Below are 20,897 nucleotides of genomic sequence, written 5' to 3' on the forward strand. Positions count from 1 at the left end.
CCACAGCACAACAACAGACCACCGACACCCCGCACAAAAGCCACCCCGGCCACAACAGACAAGCCAGGCACACACACAGCACACACCACCCACCACAAACCACACCACCACCACACGAGCCGTAGGTGGGCAGCAGGAGGGCCGCCGTTCGTCCGCCGCAGGTCGTTGGAGTGCCGGAGGCGATCTCCGCCCCTGGAACCGCAGAGGCCAACCTGCCCCGGGGGGGGATCGCGTCCGGCGATGGCTGCGACTCGTCCGACGGCCCAGGCTTGTGCTGCCCCTTGCTCAGGAGGCGGGCGTAGGACCCGCCGGGACGAGCAGTCGCCGGACCGACGACGGGACGCCCCCCTCTTTGGGATGGCGCCCCGCATCCGTGTCTCGGCCAGGTCAGTCGGCCGGCGTCAGCGCGACCTCGGCACTGCCCGAGAGGGCCGGCAGGCCGGCCGGCGGGGAGTCCGTGTAGGTGGCGTTGAAGACCGCCTTCAGGTTGTCCGCACCGGCATGTCCGCCGTCCACGAACGTTTCGAACGATCCGGAGCAGCCACTGCTCGAAGACAGCGGGTGGCCGTGCGAGTCGTGGCCGAGGATGAACGAGACGGTGACCTTCGAGCAGTCCACCGGCTGGTCGTCGGTGATGGCGACCTGCCAGGTGACCGTGTCACCCCAGTGGAACGCCGTGCCGCCGTGCGGAGCCGGGTCGGTGGTGAGCGAGACGACCGGTGCCTTGTTCCCGACCACGACGGGAACGGATGCGGAGGCTGAGCGTCCGGTGCTGTCGGTGACCTTCAGCGTGGCGTCGTAGACGCCGTTCTTGTCGAAGGTGTGCTTCGGGTCGGCCTCCCTGGAGTCCACGGTGCCGTCGGCGTCGAAGTCCCACGCGTAGCGCAGGGCGTCGCCGTCGGCGTCTTTCGTGCCGGCGCTGGAGAACTGGACCGTCAGCGGGCTGGTGCCGTTGACCGCGTCCGCGGCGACCTTGGGCTCCGGGGTGCGGTTCCCGCGGGTGAAGTCGATGCGGGAGAGCTGTGCCTCGGGCAGTTCCGCGAAATACCCGGTGCCGTACTCCAGGACGTACAGCGCGCCGTCCGGTCCGAACTCGGCGTCGATCGGGCCGTCCGTCGTGATCGTGGGGATCGCGTCCTCGATCTTCTGGACCTCCTTCTTCTTGCCGAGGGTGATGGCTTTCATCTGGTCGCGGGTCCACTCGTAGAAGAGCGGCTTTCCGTCGAAGTACTGGGGCCAGCGGTTCTGGGCCGTGTTCCGCTTGTCGTAGCGGTACGCCGGGCCGCCCATGGGGCCGATGCCGCCCGTGCCGAGTTCGGGGAACGTGTCGGAGGCTCCGTAGCCGTAGACGATCTCCGCGTCCGTGACCGGTGGCAGCTGGCTGCGGCCGGTGTTGTGGCGCGAGTCGTTGACCGGCTTGGCGCAGTCGAACGCGCCGCCCGAGGTCTGGGTCGCGAAGTCGTAGTCCTGGTAGGGCTGGTCCCGGATGACGCAGAACGGCCATCCGTAGTTGGCGGGACGGTCGATGACCATCCAGCGTCCCTGGCCGGCGGGGCCGCGGCCGGGGTTGGCCTTGTTGGCGTCGGGTGAGTAGTCGCCGAGGTAGAGCTCGCCGGACCGCTCGTCGACGGCGAAGCGGAACGGGTTGCGCAGGCCCATGGCGTAGACCTCGGGACGGGTCTTCGGGGTGCCCGGCGCGAAGAGGTTGCCCTTCGGGACGGCGTAGCCGCCGTGGCTCTTGGGCTTGATGCGCAGGACTTTGCCCCGCAGGTCGTTCGTGTTGCCCGCGGTGCGCCGCGCGTCGTAGGCCGGGTTGCGGTCGGGGCGGTCGTCGAGGGGGGCGTAGCCGTCGGAGGAGAACGGGTTGGAGTCGTCACCGGTCGACAGGAACAGGTTGCCCTGGTGGTCGAAGTCGATCTTGCCGCCGACGTGACAGCAGATGCCGCGGTCGGCGGGGACGTCGATGACCTTCTGTTCGGTGGCGAAGTCCAGCTCGTTGCCCACCAGTTTGAACCGCGACAGCCGTGTGACGCCCTTGTACCGGGCGAAGTCCGCGGCCGTCCCGAACTGCGGTGCGTCCCCCTCGTTGACGCCCGGGGTGGCCGGGTCGTCCATGGGGGTGTCGAGGCGCGGCGAGTAGTAGAGGTAGACCCAGTGGTTCTTGGCGAAGCCCGGGTCGACGGCGATGCCCTGCACGCCCTCCTCGTCGTGCTGGTAGAGCCCGGCGGGGCTCTTCTTCATGTCTGCGGCCAGGAAGTTCACGCCGCTGCGGGGGTCGTGGATCCGGACCTCTCCGGTGCGGGCCGTGTGCAGGACCCGCCGGTCGGGCAGGACGGCCAGGGCCATGGGCTCACCCGGGCGGTCGTTGAGGGTGACCTTCTGGAAGTCCGACGAGGCCGGCGGTGCGGGGTCCGATGTGGTGGCCTGGGCCGGGGAGAGCGGCAGGAGCCCGACGGCTCCGGCCAACGCAGCCGCCCCCACGAGGGTGACGATCCGTCTGTTGCGCACTCAGAACTCCTTCGGTCTGGTGATGGCTGATCAAAAACCGCGGAGGGTAGCTGCGTTGGACGCCAGGGCACCCACCGCTCGGGGCCCGCCCGGCGTCGATACGCCGGGCGGGACTCCTGGGTGGTTCTCCCTCAGTTACATGCGCGCAGGGCCGCGAGGTTGTCGTAGCCGATCCGGGCGAACTCCAGGGACTGGCCGGGGACGCTCGTGCTCGGCGCGTTGTCCTGCTCGACCATCGGGTTGTGGTAGTTCTTCGCGCCCACCCGGGTGAAGAACCTGCGGTAGTCGATGTCGCCCGTGCCGAACGGCACCATGTCGTAGCCCAGGCCGCTCTGGGTGTTCACGACGCCGTCCTTGGCGTGGAAGAGCGGGAAGCGGTTGGTGTTGCGGACCACGAGTGCGGCCGGGTCGAAGACGTCCTCCTGCTGCGAGCCGTCGTGGGCGGTGTACGTGTGGAACTTGTACTGGGCCACGTGTGCCCAGAAGACGTCCAGTTCCAGGTAGACGTTCTTGCGGTCGGTCGTCTTCAGGAAGTACTCCAGCTTCCGTGTGCCGGAGCTGCGGGTCGGACGGCCCTGGGAGTCGAGCGGGCCGCCGTCGAGCAGGAAGTCGTAGGCGCTGTCGTGGTTGTGGGTGTAGAGCTTGATGCCCTCCCTGCGGGCGATGGCACCCAGGGTGTTCCACTTCTGCGCGGCGGCGTCCCAGTCGGCCCGGTAGGGGGTGTTGGTGGGGTCGGCGCCGGTGCCCATGTGCTCCATGCCGAGGATGTTGGCGATCTCCAGCCAGCGCTTGAAGGCGTCCACGTCGGAGGGCGTCAGCGGCCAGGACGGCGGGATGAAGCCGTGGCTGCCCTGCGCCCTCAGCCCGTACTCGTCGAGCCAGGAGCGCAGCAGCTTCGCGCCCTGGACGGTGCCCAGGTCGGCGCCGCCGGGCGCGTTGGCGTGCTGGCCGTAGCCGGCGAACTCCACCTGGCGGTAGCCGAAGCGCGACAGCTGCCGGAACACCTCGCGGAAACCGGAGGGCAGGTCGGAGGCGAGCGGGTCGCGGCCGGTGGCGTCACGGACGGTGTAGAGGATGATGCCGCGCTTGTCCGGCGGGACCAGGGTGGAGCGGCCCCGGTCGTGGCCGGCGGCTTCGGATCTGCCCTGTGCCAGGGCAGGGGCGGCGCCGAGGACGGGGGCGGCGATCGCCCCGGCGGTGACGGCCGTGCAGGTGCTGAGGAAACGGCGGCGGTTGACGCCGAGGGTGCGGCGCAGGGCGTCGCCGGTGACGGCTTCGTCGTTGAACGCGGTCACAGTGGTTCTCTCTTTCGTCGTCGCGGTGCTGCGGGTGCCTGTCGGCCGCCGTCTCAGGAGAGGCCGGCGAGCCTCAGGAGAAGGGACTTCACTTCGGTGGCCGCTACGCGGCCGGATACTGCGCGGGGGGTGGAGACCAGGACGAGCGGACCTTCTTCGTCGCTCGCGGGGCGGCGGCCGTGGCTGCCGCGGATGGGTGAGGGGTCGAGGGGTACGACGGCGAGCCGGTACCGCATGCCGAGCTTCTTGCGGGCCACCGCCTTGGCGGCTTTGAGCCGCACGTAGGGATCACCGGGGTCCATGAACAGCTCGACGGGGTCGTAGCCGGGTTTGCGGTGGATCTCGACGAGCTGGGCGAAGTCGGGGGCGCGGGCGTCGTCGAGCCAGTAGTAGTACGTGAACCAGGCGTCCGGGGCGGCGACCGCCACCAGTTCGCCGGAGCGCGGGTGGTCGAGTCCGTTCGCCTTCTTGCCGTCGTCGTCGAGGATCTCCTCGATGCCGGGGAGGTCCTGGAGCGCCTCGCGGGTGGCTGCCAGGTCCTCGGGCCGGCGGACGTAGACGTGGGCCAGCTGGTGGTCGGCGACGGCGAAGGCGCGGGAGGCCATCGGGTCGAGGTACTCCATGCCGTGCTGGGTGTGGACCTCCAGCAGCCCGGCGCGCCGCAGGGCGCGGTTGATGTCGACGGGACGGCTGACCGGCGTGATGCCGTACTCGGACAGGGCGACGACCGTGCGGCCCTCGGCGCGGGCGTCGTCGAGCAAGGGGCTGATGACGGCGTCGAGTTCGGTGGCGGCGCGGTGGGAGCGGGGGTCGTCGGGGCCGAACCGCTGGAGGTCGTAGTCGAGATGGGGCAGGTAGCACAGGGTCAGGTCGGGCCGTCGGGTGCGCATGACGTGGCGGGTCGCATCGGCGATCCACCGGCTCGAGACGATGTCCGCGCCCGGTCCCCAGAAGTGGAAGAGCGGGAAGGTGCCGAACTTCTCGGTGAGTTCGTCGTGCAGGGCTGCCGGGCGGGTGTAGCAGTCGGGTTCCTTGCGTCCGTCGGAGTAGTAGACGGGACGGGGGGTGACGGTGATGTCGGTGTCGGCGCCCATGGCGTACCACCAGCAGATGTTGGCGACCGTGTAGCCGGGGTGGGCGCGGCGCGCCGCGTCCCAGAGTTTGTCGCCGGCGACCAGTCCGTTGTGCTGGCGCCACAGGAGTACGTCGCCGAGCTCACGGAAGTACCAACCGTTGCCCACGATGCCGTGCTCGGCGGGAAGCTCGCCGGTGAGGAAGGTGGACTGTGCGGTGCAGGTGACGGCCGGGAGCACGGTGGACAGGTTCGCCCGCGAGCCGGAGCCGGCCAGCGCCTTGAGGCGGGGCATGTGGTCGAGGAGACGCGGGGTGAGGCCGACCACGTCGAGGACCAGGAGCGGAGTCGGGCGGATGCTCATGGCAGCTCCTTCAGGCCGAGGCCGGTGAGCAGGTCGCGGGCGAGGGCCAGTTCGGCCGCGATGCCCTCCACGAGCTGGGTTCTGGTGCGGGGGCGCAACTTCGGCGGGAGGGCCTGCCAGGTGTAGGTCTCGACTTCGAGGTGGCGGGTGCGGGGCTCCGTGCCGCCCACCAGCAGGGCCAGGGCGTCCTGGAGCACGTGCAGGGTGGAGGTGAGCGGTGCGGCGGGCGGGGCGTGCAGGGGGACGTGGAAGTGGGCGCGCCAGGGTGTGTCGTCGGGCAGGGCGTCGCCCGTCAGTGCCTCGCCGAGGTCGTCGGTGCCGTGCAGACCGGTCGGCGTGCGGGCGCGGGTCTGGTGGAGGAAGCGCGGTTCGGCGAAGGCCGCGAGGGCGTCGCGGACCTCTGGCAGACGGGGATCCTCGGCGTGCAGGGCGGCCGACAGCTGCGCCTTGGGGACGCCGATACCCGCTGCGTCGAGCGCGGTCAGTGCGGTGGCCGGGTCCTCGAAGGAGGTGGCGAGATGGCAGGTGTCGACGCACACGCCGATACGGTCGCCGGGCAGGGCGGCGAGCGGTCCGATGGCGTCCGCGGTCGTCTCCACCGTGCAGCCGGGTTCCGGTTCGAGGGCGACGCGGACCGATTTGCCGGTCAGTTCCTCCAGCGCGTCGAGCCGCTCCGCCAAGGTGGTCAGCGCGGCACCGGCGGTGGCGGCGGCGCGTTCGTCGTAGTCGGTCCGCCAGGCCAGCGGCAGGGTGGAGATGGTCCCCTCGGAGACGTCGTCGGGCAGCAGCTCCGTCAGGAGCCGGGCCAGGCCGGTGGTGTACGCGAGGCGTTCGGTGTCGGCCCAGTCGGGCTTGTAGACGCGGTACTTGACCTCGTCCGCGCCGAATCCTTCGTAGGGGAATCCGTTGAGGGTGACGACTTCGAGGCCGCGCCGGTTCAGTTCGGCCCGGAGCCGCCGCAGCGCCGCCGGGTCGGCGAACAGCGCGCGTGCGGCGTCGCCGGCGAGCCACAGGCCGATGCCGAGGCGGTCGCGTCCCAGGGCTCTGCGGACGGGCTCGCAGTGGTCGCGGAGTTGGGCGAGGACACCGTCGAGGGTCTCGGCGGGGTGGACGTTGGTGCAGTAGGCGAGGTGCACCGTCGAGCCGTCGGCATGGCGGAAACGCATGGCTCACTCCCCGCCGCGCAGGACAGAGTTGCCTTCGTGCAGGCCCTCCGGCTTCGGGACGTCGAGCCGGAGACGGCCGCTGAGTCCGTAGAAGGCCGCCGGGTTGCGCCACAGCACCTGGTCGACGTCGTCCTCGCCGAAGCCGGCCGCGAGCATGGCGTCGGCGACCTTGCGGGTCTTCAGCGGGTCGCTCTTTCCCCAGTCGGCGGCCGAGTTGACGAGGACCTTCTCCGTCCCGTAGGTCTTCAGGATTGTGACCATGCGGTCCTCGTCCATCTTGGTGTCCGGGTAGACGGAGAAGCCGAGCCAGCAGCCGCTGTCCTTCGCGTGCTCCACGGTCGTCTCGTTGAGGTGGTCGAGCAGCACCCGCTCCACCGGCAGGCTCGACTCGCGCACGACGTCGAGGGTGCGGTGCAGACCGGCGAGCTTGTCCCGGTGGGGCGTGTGGACCAGGGCGGGCAGGCCGTGGGCGGCGGCGAGCTGAAGCTGGGCGGCCACCGCGGTGTCCTCGGCCGGTGTCATGGAGTCGTAGCCGATCTCGCCCACGGCGACGACGCCGTCCTTGGCCAGGTAGCGGGGCAGGGCGTCCAGGACCGGCGTGCAGCGTGGGTCGTTGGCCTCCTTGGGGTTGAGCGCGAGGGTGCAGTGGTGGGCTATGCCGTACTGGGCCGCGCGGAAGGGTTCCCAGCCGAGGAGGGCGTCGAAGTAGTCGTAGAAGCTGGCCGGATCGGTGCGGGGCTGCCCGAGCCAGAAGGACGGTTCGACGACGGCGCGTACCCCGGCGGCATACATGGCCTCGTAGTCGTCGGTGGTGCGGGATGTCATGTGGATGTGCGGGTCGAAGATACGCATCAAAGCTCCTTGGGCTCTTCGCCCGTCAGGGTCAGCACGCGACCGAGGTCGTCGGGGACCTCGCGGCCGGCGGCCGTCCGCTCGGCGGCGTAGTCGGTGAGCATGCGGGCCAGTTCGCCGTCGCCGGACGCGCGTTGCGCCAGGCTCGCGACCGCGTCGAGGGTGACGCCGGTGAACAGGCACTTCAGGACGGCGTGACGCCAGGCGTGCGGATCGAGGTGCGCGGCGGTGTAGGGGCCGACCGCGGCGGCGACGAGCCGGGTGTCGTTGCTGCGCAGGGCGTCCTCGACGAGGTGCAGGGCGTGCGGTCCGTCGACCAGCGCCGGAAGGGCCCGGAGCACGGCGCGGCGTTCGGCGGCACTGCCGTGCCGGTAGAGCCGGGTCAGGGCGGCCAGTCCCGCCCGGGCCTCGATCAGCAGCAGCGTGCGGACGGCGTCCGCGTTGTCATGGCCGCAGTGCCGTCCCGCGGCGGCGAACCGCAGCTCCCAGGTATCGGCCGCGTAAGGGGCGGGCGCCGACGGGGGTGTTGTCGGTGTGCACGCGGCGTCGGCCAGCGCCTCGGTCAACCAGGCGCGCGCCGCGTCGTCGGGCAGCCGGGCCTCGACATCGGCTCGGGTCCAGGGAAGTGGGTGCGTCATGCTGCGGGCACTCCCTTCGCGGTCGTGGCCGTCGCGGTCCGCAGGAACTCCACGGAGGACCGGGCCAGCTCCGGCCCCGCGTGGGAGTGCCGGGGCAGCTCTACGACGGTGAGGCCCCGGTAGCCGGTGTCGGCGAGTGCGTCCAGCACGGACGGAAAGTCGATCTCGCCGTCGCCCAGGGGCAGATGCTCGTGCACCCCGCGGCGCATGTCCTCGATCTGCACGTGCCGCAGCCAGGGCGCCGCCTCCCGGACGCACTCGGCGGGCGTGGCCGGCTCCAGGCACTGGCAGTGGCCGATGTCGAGGGTCAGGCCGAGCGGAGAAGGGTTGCCGAGCACGGTGCGCAGGTGATGGAAGTCGGCGAGGGTGGCGAGGAGGTGTCCCGGTTCGGGTTCGATCGCGATCGGCACGCCGGCGGCGGCTGCCGCGTCGAGGACGGGAAGCAGCGCCTCTTCCAGGCGCCGCCACGCGGTGTCGTCGTCGGTGCCGGGCGGGGTGACGCCGCTGAAGCAGTGCACGGCGTGGGCCCCGAGGTCCGCCGCGACCCGGACCGCCGTGAGCAGCAGCCGGGTGCGGGCGGCACGGCCCGCGGAGTCCGCGTCGAGCAGCGACGGACCGTGCTTGCGGCGCGGGTCGAGCACGTACCGCGCGCCGGTCTCGACGGTGGCGGTGAGGCCGAGTTCGTCGAGCCGGCGGGCGACCTGGGCGGTACGGGCGGCGAGATCGTCCGCGAGCGGGTCGAGATGCATGTGGTCGAGCGTGAGTCCGACGCCGTCGTAGCCCAGGTCCGCGAGCAGGCCGAGGGCGTCGTCGAGACGGAGGTCGGTGAGGCCGTTGGTGCCGTAGCCGAGGCGCAGTCGCTGCCGGCCGCTCATGTGGGGCTCACCTTCCGGGCGAGGGCACGGGCCGCGGGGGCGAGCCCGAGCACGGCGAGTGCGGTGCCGGTCGCCCCGGTCCTGGCGGCGAGCGCGGCCTGGAGCGGGATCATGGCGCGGATGCCGCCGCCGACGGCGCGCTGCGTGAGGGGTGGGGACGGGTTGAGGGCGGCGTGCAGGAAAGGACCGGCGGCGGTGCGGACGTACGCGGCGGCCGACAGCGCCGGGACGGGTCCTGCCGTCTCGCGGGTCCGGGACAGCAGCAGACCGAGCGTGGTCGTCAGGCCGAGCGCGGCGAGGGGGGTGGGCGTCGAACCGCCGTGCGCCTCGTGCCGCGAGACGGCGGTGACGGCGTAGGTGTGGGCGGCCAGCGCGGCGGCCGGAGCCGCGGCACGGAAGGCGGTACCGGGTGTGGCAGGAGGTCCCCCGCTCCGCCCCCCTGTTTTGTGCCCTCTCCCCCGGCCGGGCATCGCGGACGGTGGTGGGTCGGCGGGTCTGCGGGCGGTCGGCGTCGTGGTGGGCGCGGACAGGGTTGCCGTGGCGCCGAGCAGGAGGTCCAGGGCGCGGGCCGCGGCCATCGCCGCCGGGGCGGCGGGGGTGTGCTTCAACCGGAGGTCGTACGCCCAGACCGTGGCGGTCAGGGTCGTCGCCACCGCGAGTGCGGGCCGGCCGGCGCGGGCGGCGGACGTCAGGCCCGCCGCGGTCAGGAGTCCGGCCGCTGCCAGCGCCGCAGTCGGGGAGATACGGCCGGAGGGAACGGGGCGGTGGGGGCGGTCGAGAGCGTCCTCGTCGCGGTCGGCCCAGTCGTTGAGTGCCATGCCCGCCTCGTAGAGGAAGAGCGAGGCGCACGCGGCGTACGCCGTGCCCCGGTTGGGTCGCAGCCCGGTGGCCGCGGCGCCGGCGAGGGCGTCGCCCGGCACGGTCAACAGCGCGGAGACGCGGAGCAGTTCGGCCCAGTCCCGCAGCCGCGCCCGGAACCCGCGCCGCGGTGCGGTGGCCACGGGACCCCGGCCGTTTCCGGCTGCGGTGGACGCCGGAGCCTCGGCGGGCGCGGGTGGGGCCAGACCGGGCGGAGCGGATCGGATCACTTCGTCCCCCGCAGTCGGTCGGCGAACGACAGCAGGGCGGTGAACTGCTCCGAGAGGCCCGACGGGCCGCCGTCGGGATCCTTGAAGTAGAAGCCGAGTTCCGGGAGCGGGCCGGACAGGCCCACCTCGTGGGAGCGGGCGACCAGGCGCGCCAGGTCCAGGACGAGCGGTGCCGCCAGGGCCGAGTCGCAGCCCTGCCAGATGGTCTGGAGGATCATGCGCGAGCCGAGGAAGCCTTCGAAGGCGATGTGGTCCCAGGCGGTCTTCCAGTCGCCGAGCACCGGTACGTCGTCGATGTGCACCTCGCCCTGCGGGGTGTGCCCGAGGATGTCGGTCAGGACGCGTTCCTTGCCGGCGTTCTTCGCCGCAGCCGCGCCGGGGTCGGCCAGCGCCGCCCCGTCGCCGCCGCCCAGCAGGTTGGTGCCGGACCAGGCCCGTACCTTCAGGACGCGCTGGACGAACATCGGGGCGAGCACGGCCCGCAGCAGCGTCTGGCCGGTCTTGCCGTCACGGCCCGCGTGCGGAAGTCCGGCGGCCGCGGCGACTGTGGTGAGCGCCGGGGTGTGCAGCCCGGTGGACGGCGTGAAGTTGACGTAGGGGCACCCGGTTCGCAGGGCGGCTGCCGCGTAGAGGGAACTGGGCGGGAGCCGCAGGTCTTCGGGTGCGGGCGGCGGCTCCGTGGAGGACACGTTGACGACGACCACCCGTGCCAGTGCGTTGCGCACGCGGAACGAGGTGAGGTCGGCGGCGAAGTCCGCGATGAGTTCCTCGTCGCCGCGCGTGTCGCCCGGGAGCGGGCCACCGGGTCGTATCTCCTCGTCCGCGGACCGGAGTTCGGCGTGCACGGCCGGGGCGAGTCCGTGCGGCAGGACGCCGGCGTCGGTGAGCTGGTCGGCCCGTTTGGGCAGCGGGCTGTGGGCGGTGTCGTGGCCGCCGAAGACCAGCGAGGACAGGGACGGCAGGCCGGTGCCGTCGAACGGTGGTGTCTCGGTGACCATGCCGGTCGGTCGGTGCAGTCCGGCGGTGACCGCCGCGCATCCGGCGACGGCGGTGGTGGCCACCGATCCGCGGGCTCCGACGAACCAGACACCGGTGCGCGTGGTCTGCCCACCGGTCCGGGGCTTCGATGCGTTCCCGTCGTTGTTCACGGGTGCCTCCCTGCCATGTCGATGTTCCGTTGCGGTTGGAGGACGGTGGGCGGGTGCGGGGCCGGTTTCCCCGCCCACCGTCGGCGCAGGAGCGGGCCTCGGCCGCGGCCCGGGAGGGCGACTCCCTGGCGGGCGCGGTCACGGCGAAGGTGTCATCGGTGAGTTGTGCGGGATTCGTGGCGGCGGCCGGCCGTGTGCTCTGCACGGATGTCGTCCGGCGAACGGAGCAGTGAGCAGTGCTGCCGGCGGGGTGTGCGCCGTCGCTGTCGGACCACTGTGTGGCGCCTGTGCCTGAGACGGGACCGTAACCCGGTTCGTCCTCCGCAGAAAGACCTTGCGCAGAAAGAAGTCGAACTTTCTCCAGATGCAGGACAAAGAGGGGTCCGGGCAGCCGGAACCCGCCCGGCGGCGGTCCCACCGCCGGGCCCTCGTCCGGCTGGATCCAGGGAGCGATCGCCCCGAGTGGAGGTCCCTAGTTGTCGCCGCCTCCGAACGCGGCGTCGAAGGAAGCGGTGGGCGGGTCGAAGTCGAACCGCTTCAGATGGGCGAGTGCTTCCGGCGCGCCGGTGAGACGGTCCATGCCGGCGTCCTCCCACTCCACGGAGACCGGCCCGTCGTAACCGATCGAACGCAGCATCCGGAAGACGTCCTCCCAGGGGACGTCTCCGTGTCCGGCGGAGACGAAGTCCCAGCCGCGCCGCGGATCGCCCCACGGCAGGTGGGAGCCGAGCCGCCCGTTGCGCCCGTCCAGACGCTTGCGGGCCTCCTTGCAGTCGACGTGGTAGATGCGGTCCCGGAAGTCGTAGAGGAAGCCGACCGGGTCCAGGTCCTGCCAGACGAAGTGACTGGGGTCGAAGTTGAGCCCGAAGGCCGGCCGGTCGTCCACCGCGTCCAGGGCGCGTCGGGTGGTCCAGTAGTCGTAGGCGATCTCGCTCGGATGGACCTCGTGGGCGAAGCGGACGCCCTCGGTGTCGAACACGTCCAGGACCGGATTCCAGCGTTCCGCGAAGTCCTCGTAGCCGCGTTCGATCATCCGTTCCGGCACCGGCGGGAACATCGCCACCAGGTGCCAGATCGACGACCCGGTGAATCCGACGACCGTGTCGACGCCGAAGGCCGCCGCGGCACGCGCCGTGTCCTTGATCTCGGCCGCGGCCCGCTGCCGTACGCCCTCCGGCTCCCCGTCGCCCCAGATGCGGGCGGGCAGGATGCCCTGGTGCCGCTCGTCTATGGGGTTGTCACAGACGGCCTGGCCGACGAGATGGTGGGAGATCGCCCAGCATTTCAGACCGTACTTGTCGAGCAGGGCGTGCCGCGCGGCCAGGTAGGACGGATCGGTCAGGGCCTTGTCGACCTCGAAATGGTCTCCCCAGCAGGCGAGTTCGAGACCGTCGTAGCCGAAGTCGCGGGCCAGCCGGCAGACCTCCTCCAAGGGCAGGTCGGCCCACTGACCGGTGAACAGGGTGAACGGGCGGGGCATGGCGGCTCCAAGAGAGGCGGAGGTTCGTGCCGGATCGCTACCGGACTTCGGCCACGACGGCCTGGACAGGGGTGTACACGGAGTTCTTCCGCGCGCTCTCCTCCACCGCGGCGAGCACCCGCTGCACCTGCAGACCGTCGGCGAACGACGGGATCGGATCGGTGCCGGAGGCGATGGCCTCGACCAGATCACGGGCCTGGTGGGCGAAGGTGTGCTCGTAGCCGAGCGCGTGGCCGGGCGGCCACCAGCCCTCCAGGTAAGGGTGTTCGGGCTCGGTGACGACGATCCTGCGGAACCCCGCGGTGGCGGCGGGCTCCCGGTGGTCGTGGAAGGACAGCTCGTTGAGGCGCTCGAGGTCGAAGGCGAGCGAACCGAACTCGCCGTTCACCTCCAGGCTCAGGGCGTTCTTGCGCCCCGATGCCATCCGGGTCGCCTCGAACGAGGCGAGGGCCCCCGAGGCGAGCCGGCCGGTGAACACGGCCGCGTCGTCGACCGTGACCGGCCCGCGCCGGGTGCCGCCGGAAGCCGTGAGACCGGAGGAGACACCGTCGAGGCGGGGGCGTTCCTTGACGAAGGTCTCCATCTGGGCGGAGACCCCGACCAGCGGCTCACCCGCCAGGTACTGGGCGAGGTCGACGATGTGCGCGCCGAGGTCGCCCAGCGCCCCCGACCCCGCGTGTTCCCGCTGCAGCCGCCACGTCAGGGGGAAGTCGGGGTCGACGAGCCAGTCCTGGAGGTAGCAGACCCGTACATGGCGCAGCGTGCCCAGCCTGCCGTCCGCGATGAGCCGGCGGGCGTAGGCGAGGGCGGGCACGCGCCGGTAGTTGAAGCCCACCATCGCCAACTGACCTCGCGAGCGGGCCGCTTCTGCGGCCGTCACCATGGCCTCGGCCTCGGCGACCGAATTGGCCAGCGGCTTCTCGCACAGCACGTGCTTGCCCGCCTCCAGCGCGGCGATCGCGATCTCCGCATGGCTGTCGCCCGGTGTGCAGATGTCGACGAGTTGTACGTCGTCGCGGGCCACGAGGGCGCGCCAGTCGGTCTCCGCCGCGGCCCAGCCGTGCTTGTCCGCGGCGGCCCGCACGGCGTGCGCGTCGCGGCCGGCGATCGCGGCCAGCACCGGCCGCAGCGGCAGGTCGAACACGTGCCCCACGGTGCGCCACCCCTGTGAGTGCGCGGCGCCCATGAACGCGTAGCCGACCATCCCCACGCCGAGTGCCGGCGGGGCGGTCCGACTGTCCCTCTGTTCCATACGGATCTCCTCGTCGGAGTGTCACTGACTCATCGCTGTGTTCGCGGGGCCCCCGGCCCGGACCGGTCAGATGAAGCCGGTCGGCAGGTACTGGTCGACGTTGTCCTTGGTGACCACGGCCGAGTAGAGCGTCACCGAGGACGGGATCTCGAACTCGGCGAGGCCGCCGACGCCCTTGCCCTGGGCGAGCGCCCGGGCCAGGTCGATGGCGGAGGCGGCCATCGTCGGCGGGTACAGGACGGTCGCCTTGAGCACGCCCTTTCCGGCCTTGATGGCGTCCATCGCGGACTTGGCCCCCGCGCCGCCGACCATGAGGAAGTCGTCGCGGCCGGCCTGGTCGATGGCCCGCAGCGCGCCCACGCCCTGGTCGTCGTCGTGGTTCCACAGCGCATCGAACTGCGGCTGGGCCTGCAGGAGTTGCGCCATCTTGGCCTGGCCGGACTCGACCGTGAAGTCGGCCGCCTGGCGGGCCACCTTGCGGATGTTGGGGTAGTTCTTCAGCGCGTCGTCGAAGCCCTTGGTGCGCTGCTGGGTGAGTTCGAGGTTGTCGAGGCCGGCGAGTTCGACGACCTTGGCGTTCTTCCTGCCCTTGAGCTGTTCGCCGATGTAGTGGCCGGCGTTGAGCCCCATGCCGTAGTTGTCGCCGCCGATCCAGCAGCGGTACGCCTGCGGGGAGGCGAAGACGCGGTCCAGGTTGACGACGGGGATGCCGGCCTTCATGGCCTGCAGACCGACCTGGGTCAGTGCCTTGCCGTCGGCCGGCAGGATCACCAGGACGTCGACCTTCTTGTTGATCAGCGTCTGGACCTGGCCGATCTGCTGGGCGATGTCGTTGGAACCCTCGGTGATCTCCAGCGTGACGTCGGAGTACTTCTCGGCACGGGACTTGGCGTTGTCGTTGATGGCGTTGAGCCAGCCGTGGTCGGCCTGCGGGCCGGCGAAGCCGATGGTGACGGCCTTGCCGGGCTTGTCGTCCGCGACCGGGGCGTTGTCCGCGGCCGTTTCCTTGTTCTTGGGGTCGTTGCTGGTACAGGCCGTCAGCAGCGCACCGGCGGACACGGCCGCGGTGCCGAACAGCAGCGCTCTGCGGCTGGTGGCGGGGGTTCTGGGCATGGCGGATCGACCCTTCGACTGGGCGGTGTGTGTCGGATGAAGGCTGTGGAGGTGCCGGATGGAGGCTGTGGGGGGTGCCGGATGGTGGCGGTGGGGGGCCGGACGGCGGTGTCAGGGGCCGCCGTCCGGCGGTGTGGGGCAGAGCGTCGGGTGGCGCCGGCGCGTCAGGCGTCGCCGTGCGCCGAGCGGCGCTGGACCAGGACGGCGGCGACGATGATGGCGCCCTTGGCGATCTGCTGGACAGCGGTCTCGAGGTTGTTCAGGGCGAAGATGTTGGTGATGGTGGTGAAGACCAGCACCCCGAGGACGGAGCCGACGATGGTGCCGCGACCGCCGCTGAGCAGGGTGCCGCCGATGATCGCGGCGGCGATGGCGTCCAGCTCGTAGAGGTTGCCGTTGGTGTTCTGGCCCGACCCGGCGAGCACGATCAGCATGAACGCGGCGATTCCGCAGCACAGTCCGGACAGCAGGTACAGATACAGACGCTGGCGGCGGACGTCGATGCCGGCCAGACGTGCCGCTTCCGCGTTGCCGCCGACCGCGACGGTGCGGCGGCCGAAGGTGGTGCGGTTGAGCAACAGCCAGCCGATGACGGTGACGACGGCGAATATCAGAACGAGGGGCGGGATGCCGAGGACGTAGGAGTCCCTGGCACCGAGATCGAGCACGGATTGGACGCTCACGATCTGGGTGGTGCCGCCCGTGATCTGCAGCGCCAGACCCCGGGCGGACGCGAGCATGGCCAGCGTCGCGATGAACGGCACCATCCTGCCGTAGGCGATGAGCAGGCCGTTCACGAGACCGCAGCCCACGCCGACGATCACAGCGGTGAAGAGGATGCCCGCGAAGCCGAAGTCCTGTGTGGCCACCGTCGTCGCCCACACCGAGGCGAGCGCCACCATCGCGCCGACCGACAGGTCGATCCCGCCGCTGGTGATGACGAACGTCATGCCGACGGTGACGACGCCGATCACCGACGCCTGGGTGAGGATGAGTTGCAGATTGCTCGTCTTCAGGAACTCGTCCGGTGCGGTGATCCCACCGACCGCGACGAGCACGGCGAGGACACCGAGCAGGGACAGGGTACGCACGTCCCCCCACCCGCCCAGTGGTCGGCGCGCTCCCGAACCCTCCTTGTCCGCCGCGGCCTTGGCGGTGGACGTCGGCGCGTCCTTGTGTGCCGAAGCGGCTGGCTGCGTCATGACGTCGGGCTCCCTTCCATCACAAGATCGAGTACACGGTGCTCGTCGAGCTCCCGGGCGTCCGCCGTGTGCACGACGGTGCCTTCACGGAGCACCAGCACCCGGTCGGCGAGCCCCAGGACCTCAGGCACCTCGCTGGACACGAGCAGTACGGCCAGACCCTCGTCGGCCAGGCGGCGGATCACCGTGTAGAGCTCCGCCCGGGCACCGATGTCGACACCCCGGGTGGGCTCGTCCAGCAGCAGCACCTTGCAGCCGCGCAACAGCCAGCGTGCGAGCACCGCCTTCTGCTGGTTGCCGCCGGACAGCGTCCTGATCGCGGCATCGGGATTGTCGGGCCGCAAGGACAGCTCCCGGACCGCCTGGTGCGCCGCTGCTCGCTCGGTACGCCGGTCGAGCCAGCCCGCGCGGGCGAACCGGGACAGGGTGGAGATCGAGACGTTGCTGCTGACGGACTCCAGCATCAGCAGGCCCTGGGCCTTGCGTTCCTCGGGCGCGAGGCCGATGCCGGCGCGCACGGCGGCCCGGACGCTGCCGGGACGCAGCGGCGTGCCGTCGACGAGGACACGACCGCCGTCGGGCCTGCGCGCCCCGTAGACCGTCTCCAGGATCTCGCTGCGCCCGGAGCCGACGAGTCCGGCCAGACCGACGATCTCACCGGGCCGCAGCTCCAGATCGACGGGCGCGAACTCCCTTCGCCTGGTGAGTCCTTCGACCCTCAGTACCGGCTCCCTCCCCTCGGCGAACCCGGCCTCGGGCCGCTCGGGAAAGACGTACTCCACATTCCGCCCGGTCATCAGGGCCACGACCTCATGGGTCGGAGTCGACTTGGCGGGCAGACCGTCGGCGACCGACCGGCCCTCCTTCAGAACCGTGACCCGGTCTCCGATGCGCCGGATCTCCTCCAGGCGGTGGGAGATGTAGATGACGGCGACACCCTCGGCCGTCAGATCGCCCACGATCCTGAACAGGTTGTCCACCTCTTCGGGGTCGAGCGCCGCCGACGGCTCGTCCATCACGATCAGCCGCACCTCGTGGGAGAGTGCGCGGGCCATCGAGACGATCTGCTGCTGCGCCGCGGACAGTTCACCGGCGAGCCGTGCGGGATCGATCTCCGAGTGCCCGAGACGCTTCAGCAGTTCCGCGGTCGCCGTGCGGGCGGCCGAGCCGCGCACGACGAACCCGGCAGAGGTCGGTTCGTGTCCGAGGAAGACGTTCTCCGCGACGGACAGCCCCTCGATCAGGTCGAGTTCCTGGTAGATGGTGGCGATGCCGAGACGCATGGCGGCGATCGGCGATCCCAGGGTCACGGGCTCGCCCTGCCAGGTGATCTCACCGCCGTCGGGCTGGTGGGCTCCGGCGAGCACTTTGATCAGGGTGGACTTGCCGGCGCCGTTCTGGCCGAGGAGGCAATGGACTTCGCCGGCCTGGACGTCGAGGTCCACACCGTCCAGGGCGCGGACGCCCGGGAAGGACTTGGTGATGCCGGACATGGTGAGCAGGGGTGGTGGTGCCATGAAGGATCCCCTCGGCGGATGCGGGCCGTGAGTGGGCAGGCTGAACAGGGAGTTCGGGTGTGCGGGCAGCTCCGGGGAGCCCCAGGCGTCGTGCGTGCCGGGGCGTACGGGTGGTGCCGGAGAGGGCCTGACGGCCATGCGATCAGCGCGGTGGCCGGACCAGGTCACCGAAGCGTCGTGGAGTGGTACAGCGCTCTAGGGGGTTGAGGTGGCGGCCCGGGATTGCGGCCATGCCAGGGGACTGCGGCGATGCCATCGGATCGCGGTGGCATTCGGGATGATCTGTATCCGGTCAGGCAGGCGAGAAGACGTGATCGCTGATGAGCCGGGCCGCGCCGATGACTCCGGCGTTCGGCCCCAACTCGCCCAGCACGATGGGCAGGTTGCGGGTGGCAAGCGGCAAGGACTGCTGGTACACCTGGGTCCGGACACTGGCGAGCAGCGTGTGGCCGAGCCCGGTCACACCACCGCCGATCACCACCAGGCCGGGGTTGAAGAAACTGACCAGTCCGGCGATGACCTGGCCCAGACGCTTCCCGCCCTCCCTGATCAGTTCGAGAGCCACCTGGTCGCCCGCCACGGCGGCTGCCGACACGTCCGCGGCGGTCAGCCGCCCGGCCGCCTCCAGCCGGGCGGCGAGCTCCGGCGACCGGCCCGCTCGCGCGGCCTCCTCCGCATCGCCGGCCAGCGCGGCACCGCTGAAATGCGCCTCCAGGCAGCCTCGGTTGCCGCACGCACAAGCACGGCCTCCCGGTTCCACCGGAATGTGCCCGATGTCTCCGGCGCTGCCCGTCGTCCCCCTGTAGACCTCGCCACCGACCACGATCCCGCAGCCGATGCCGGTGCCGATCTTGATGCACAGGAAGTCACGCGCGGAACGTGCCACGCCCGCGTGCTGCTCCCCCACAGCCATCAGGTTCACGTCGTTGTCGACCATGACCGGACAGCCGAGTTCCTGGCTGAGCGCCTCCCGCACCGGGAAGCCGTCCCACCCCGGCATGATCGGAGGCGCGACCGGCACACCTTCCGGAAAGCGGACCGGCCCCGGGACCCCGATGCCGGCGCCGTCGAAGCCCTCCACGACACCGGATGCCTTGAGCTTGGCAGCCATCGACAGCACTTGCTCGAAGACCGCCACCGGCCCTTCACGGACATCCATCGGATGGTTCAGGTGCCCCAGGACCTCCAACTCCGCGTTCGTCACGGCCACATCGATCGACGTGGCGCCGATGTCGACGCCGAGGAAACGCAGCGTCGGCGCGAGCCTGATGTTGTGCGAGCGTCGGCCGCCGCGTGAGGGGGCGAACCCGTCCGCGACAACCAGCCCCGTCTCCAGCAGCCGGTCCACCTCGACAGCCAGCTTCGAACGCGACAGATCCACCAGGTCACCCAGTTGGGCACGGGAGTTGGACCCGCCGTCACGCAGCAGGCGAAGCAGCCGCGCCTGATGCGCGTTCTCAGGTCGAGCAGTCATGCGTCTCACGAACCCCTCCCCTCGTCCCAGGCTAGGGCCCAGGCCTCTGTCCGCGTCGGCAAAGTCCTCTGGCTTCGGGAAGGAACGTAGCAGCGATTTGCCAAACCGTGAAGAACTTAGGAGCGAAACGGATCCACCTTTTTCCACTCCGAGGACAAAGTCTGCGTGGGGCTCCATGCGGGGCCACAGCGCCGCCGGCGCCGGCCGAGCCGATCGACGTGGCGTTCTGCAGGCACGAATACAGGGCCGGGGCGGCCGAAGACGGAGTGAATCCGCTGCAGGCCAGGACCTGCGCGAACGCCGAGGGCGTCGAACTCGGCCGTGAGCGGCCGGTCGTCCGGTACCGCCACCGTCGACGTCGTGCGGCACTGTGACCGGGGTCACGCCCAGGGGAAAACCTGGCGTCCGTGGGCGGCGTCTAGCGGGTGTGAGATCAGTCAGGAAGGCACCGGGCGAGCTGGCCGAGGAGCATCTCGTGCGGCTGGTGGCCAGGGGTGACCGTGCCGCGTTCGAGGAGCTGTACCGGCGTACGTCGCCGTGGATGGCGGTGCGGCTGCGCCGCCGCTGTGCGGACGAGCAGGTCGTCGCCGAGGTCATGCAGGAGACGTACCTGGCCGTGTGGCGCGCGGCGGGAGCGTTCGTCGGGACCGCGGCCGGGGGAAGCGCCGTCGGCTGGCTGTGGACGATCGCGGCGCGCCGACTCGTCGACGCGTTCCGGCGCCGGGCCCACCACGCGGAGCCGCCACCCGCGGCCGCACCGCGCCCCATGGCGCCTGCCGCCGAGGAGGAGGCGCTCGCGGCGACCGTCGGCGGCGAGGTCGGGGACGCGCTGCGGCGCCTCGCGCCGGAACTCCGAGAGGTGCTGCAGGCCCTGGTGCTCGACGGGCTGTCCGTCCGGGAGACCTCGGTGCTGCTGGGACTGCCCGAGGGCACGGTCAAGACCCGTGCCCGCAGGGCCCGGATCGAGATGCGGAAGGCGCTGGCATGAGTGGGGAACACGCGTCGATCCGGGTCATCGACGGGTACGCGCGCGGCGACACGGAGCTCGCCGCCGACGAGGTGTGGGCCCTGGAGGCCCATCTGGAGGCGTGCCGGGTGTGCCGTGACCGGCTGTCGGACTCGGTCACGGCGCAGGCTCCCGCCGTCGCGGCGCTGGTCGGCACCGTGTGGTCCGACCTCGAACCCCGGCTGGCCGACATCGCGCCGATGCCGCGGCGACGGCGCTGGTCCGCGCGGATGTCGAGATGGCTGACGCCGACGATGGTGCCGTGGGTGGCCATGGTCGTGGCCGTGACGCTGCTCGCCTTGCTGCTCGACCTGACCGGCACCGTCCCTGGCACCGGCACCGGCACCGGCTCCGGCGTGTCGTTGGTGTTGCTGTTCGCCCCGGTCCTGCCGGTGCTCGGCGTCGCGGCGTCATGGTCGCGCGGCCTGGACCCGGCGTACGAGCTGACGGCCTCCGTGCCACGGGCGGGACTGTATCTCGTGCTGCGGCGCACCGCGGCCGTGCTCGCCGTGGTCGTCCCCGCGCTGCTGCTCGGCGGATGGGCGACCGGGGTGACCGGGGTGACGGCCGCGCAATGGCTGCTGCCCTGTCTGGCCTTCACCTCGACGACCCTGGCGCTCGGCGGTGTCGTCGGCGTGACCCGCGCCGCGGGCTGGCTGGTGGCCGGGTGGGCCGCCGTGGTCGTGGCGCCGAGCCTGTCCACCGGCCGTACGACCTTCGCGCTGCGGACGGTCGGCCTGCCCGTGTGGGCGCTGATCCTCGCACTCGGCATCGGTGTCGTGATCGCCCGCAGGGGCGCGTACTCCGTGCTGGGAGCCCATCGTTGACCATCGGAGAGGAACACCAC

General features: G+C 71.3%; 17 protein-coding genes. 2 read left to right on the forward strand and 15 right to left on the reverse strand.

Going from position 1 to position 20,897, the window contains the following annotated elements; all coding sequences use genetic code 11:
• Positions 1-387: 387 nt before the first annotated feature.
• The 15 genes from AB0D74_RS49345 to AB0D74_RS49415 form a co-directional block, all read right to left on the reverse strand.
• Complete coding sequence (locus tag AB0D74_RS49345) at positions 388-2,508, reverse strand: PQQ-dependent sugar dehydrogenase (RefSeq protein ID WP_362602885.1); 2,121 nt, start codon at positions 2,506-2,508, stop codon at positions 388-390.
• A gap of 131 nt (positions 2,509-2,639) precedes the next feature.
• On the reverse strand, positions 2,640-3,803 hold the full coding sequence (locus AB0D74_RS49350) for a sugar phosphate isomerase/epimerase family protein (protein ID WP_362602888.1): 1,164 nt from the start codon (positions 3,801-3,803) through the stop codon (positions 2,640-2,642).
• A 53-nt stretch (positions 3,804-3,856) separates the two neighbouring features.
• Positions 3,857-5,239, reverse strand: a complete 1,383-nt coding sequence (locus tag AB0D74_RS49355) for a nucleotide pyrophosphatase/phosphodiesterase family protein (protein ID WP_362602891.1) — start codon at positions 5,237-5,239, stop codon at positions 3,857-3,859.
• On the reverse strand, positions 5,236-6,405 hold the full coding sequence (gene eboE, locus AB0D74_RS49360; protein ID WP_362602894.1) for a metabolite traffic protein EboE: 1,170 nt from the start codon (positions 6,403-6,405) through the stop codon (positions 5,236-5,238). The genes AB0D74_RS49355 and eboE overlap by 4 nt, the downstream gene beginning before the upstream one ends.
• A gap of 3 nt (positions 6,406-6,408) precedes the next feature.
• Entirely contained in the window at positions 6,409-7,257 is an 849-nt protein-coding gene (locus AB0D74_RS49365; RefSeq protein WP_362602897.1) for a TatD family hydrolase, read from the reverse strand.
• Positions 7,257-7,895: an EboA domain-containing protein gene (locus AB0D74_RS49370; RefSeq protein WP_362602900.1), complete on the reverse strand. Its 639-nt coding sequence runs from the start codon at positions 7,893-7,895 to the stop codon at positions 7,257-7,259. The genes AB0D74_RS49365 and AB0D74_RS49370 overlap by 1 nt, the downstream gene beginning before the upstream one ends.
• Positions 7,892-8,770, reverse strand: a complete 879-nt coding sequence (locus AB0D74_RS49375; protein ID WP_362602903.1) for a sugar phosphate isomerase/epimerase family protein — start codon at positions 8,768-8,770, stop codon at positions 7,892-7,894. Before AB0D74_RS49375 ends, AB0D74_RS49370 begins: the two co-directional genes overlap by 4 nt.
• A complete protein-coding gene (locus AB0D74_RS49380; protein ID WP_362602906.1) occupies positions 8,767-9,771 on the reverse strand; it encodes an SCO3242 family prenyltransferase in 1,005 nt (334 codons plus the stop codon). The genes AB0D74_RS49375 and AB0D74_RS49380 overlap by 4 nt, the downstream gene beginning before the upstream one ends.
• Before the next feature lie 83 nt (positions 9,772-9,854).
• On the reverse strand, positions 9,855-11,006 hold the full coding sequence (locus AB0D74_RS49385; protein WP_362602909.1) for an inositol-3-phosphate synthase: 1,152 nt from the start codon (positions 11,004-11,006) through the stop codon (positions 9,855-9,857).
• 472 nt (positions 11,007-11,478) lie between these two features.
• A complete protein-coding gene (locus AB0D74_RS49390; RefSeq protein ID WP_362602912.1) occupies positions 11,479-12,486 on the reverse strand; it encodes a sugar phosphate isomerase/epimerase family protein in 1,008 nt (335 codons plus the stop codon).
• A gap of 37 nt (positions 12,487-12,523) precedes the next feature.
• A complete protein-coding gene (locus tag AB0D74_RS49395; RefSeq protein WP_362602915.1) occupies positions 12,524-13,738 on the reverse strand; it encodes a Gfo/Idh/MocA family oxidoreductase in 1,215 nt (404 codons plus the stop codon).
• A gap of 66 nt (positions 13,739-13,804) precedes the next feature.
• Positions 13,805-14,851, reverse strand: a complete 1,047-nt coding sequence (locus tag AB0D74_RS49400) for a substrate-binding domain-containing protein (protein ID WP_362602918.1) — start codon at positions 14,849-14,851, stop codon at positions 13,805-13,807.
• Between the two features lie 164 nt (positions 14,852-15,015).
• Positions 15,016-16,053: an ABC transporter permease gene (locus tag AB0D74_RS49405; protein WP_362602920.1), complete on the reverse strand. Its 1,038-nt coding sequence runs from the start codon at positions 16,051-16,053 to the stop codon at positions 15,016-15,018.
• Positions 16,050-17,570, reverse strand: a complete 1,521-nt coding sequence (locus AB0D74_RS49410; protein ID WP_362602923.1) for a sugar ABC transporter ATP-binding protein — start codon at positions 17,568-17,570, stop codon at positions 16,050-16,052. Before AB0D74_RS49410 ends, AB0D74_RS49405 begins: the two co-directional genes overlap by 4 nt.
• Positions 17,571-17,862: 292 nt before the next feature.
• Positions 17,863-19,044, reverse strand: coding sequence for an ROK family transcriptional regulator (locus AB0D74_RS49415; RefSeq protein ID WP_362602953.1), 1,182 nt, complete (start codon positions 19,042-19,044; stop codon positions 17,863-17,865).
• A 427-nt stretch (positions 19,045-19,471) separates the two neighbouring features.
• Between AB0D74_RS49415 and AB0D74_RS49420 the strand changes: the two genes are divergently transcribed.
• Together AB0D74_RS49420 and AB0D74_RS49425 are read left to right on the forward strand one after the other, a co-directional pair.
• The gene (locus tag AB0D74_RS49420) at positions 19,472-20,032 is read left to right on the forward strand and encodes an RNA polymerase sigma factor (RefSeq protein WP_362602926.1); all 561 of its coding nucleotides are present in this window, start codon (positions 19,472-19,474) and stop codon (positions 20,030-20,032) included.
• Positions 20,029-20,877, forward strand: coding sequence for a zf-HC2 domain-containing protein (locus tag AB0D74_RS49425; RefSeq protein ID WP_362602929.1), 849 nt, complete (start codon positions 20,029-20,031; stop codon positions 20,875-20,877). The genes AB0D74_RS49420 and AB0D74_RS49425 overlap by 4 nt, the downstream gene beginning before the upstream one ends.
• Positions 20,878-20,897: the final 20 nt, after the last annotated feature.

Origin of the sequence: Streptomyces sp. NPDC048278 (genome assembly GCF_040652195.1) — a bacterium.
Taxonomy (GTDB): domain Bacteria; phylum Actinomycetota; class Actinomycetes; order Streptomycetales; family Streptomycetaceae; genus Streptomyces.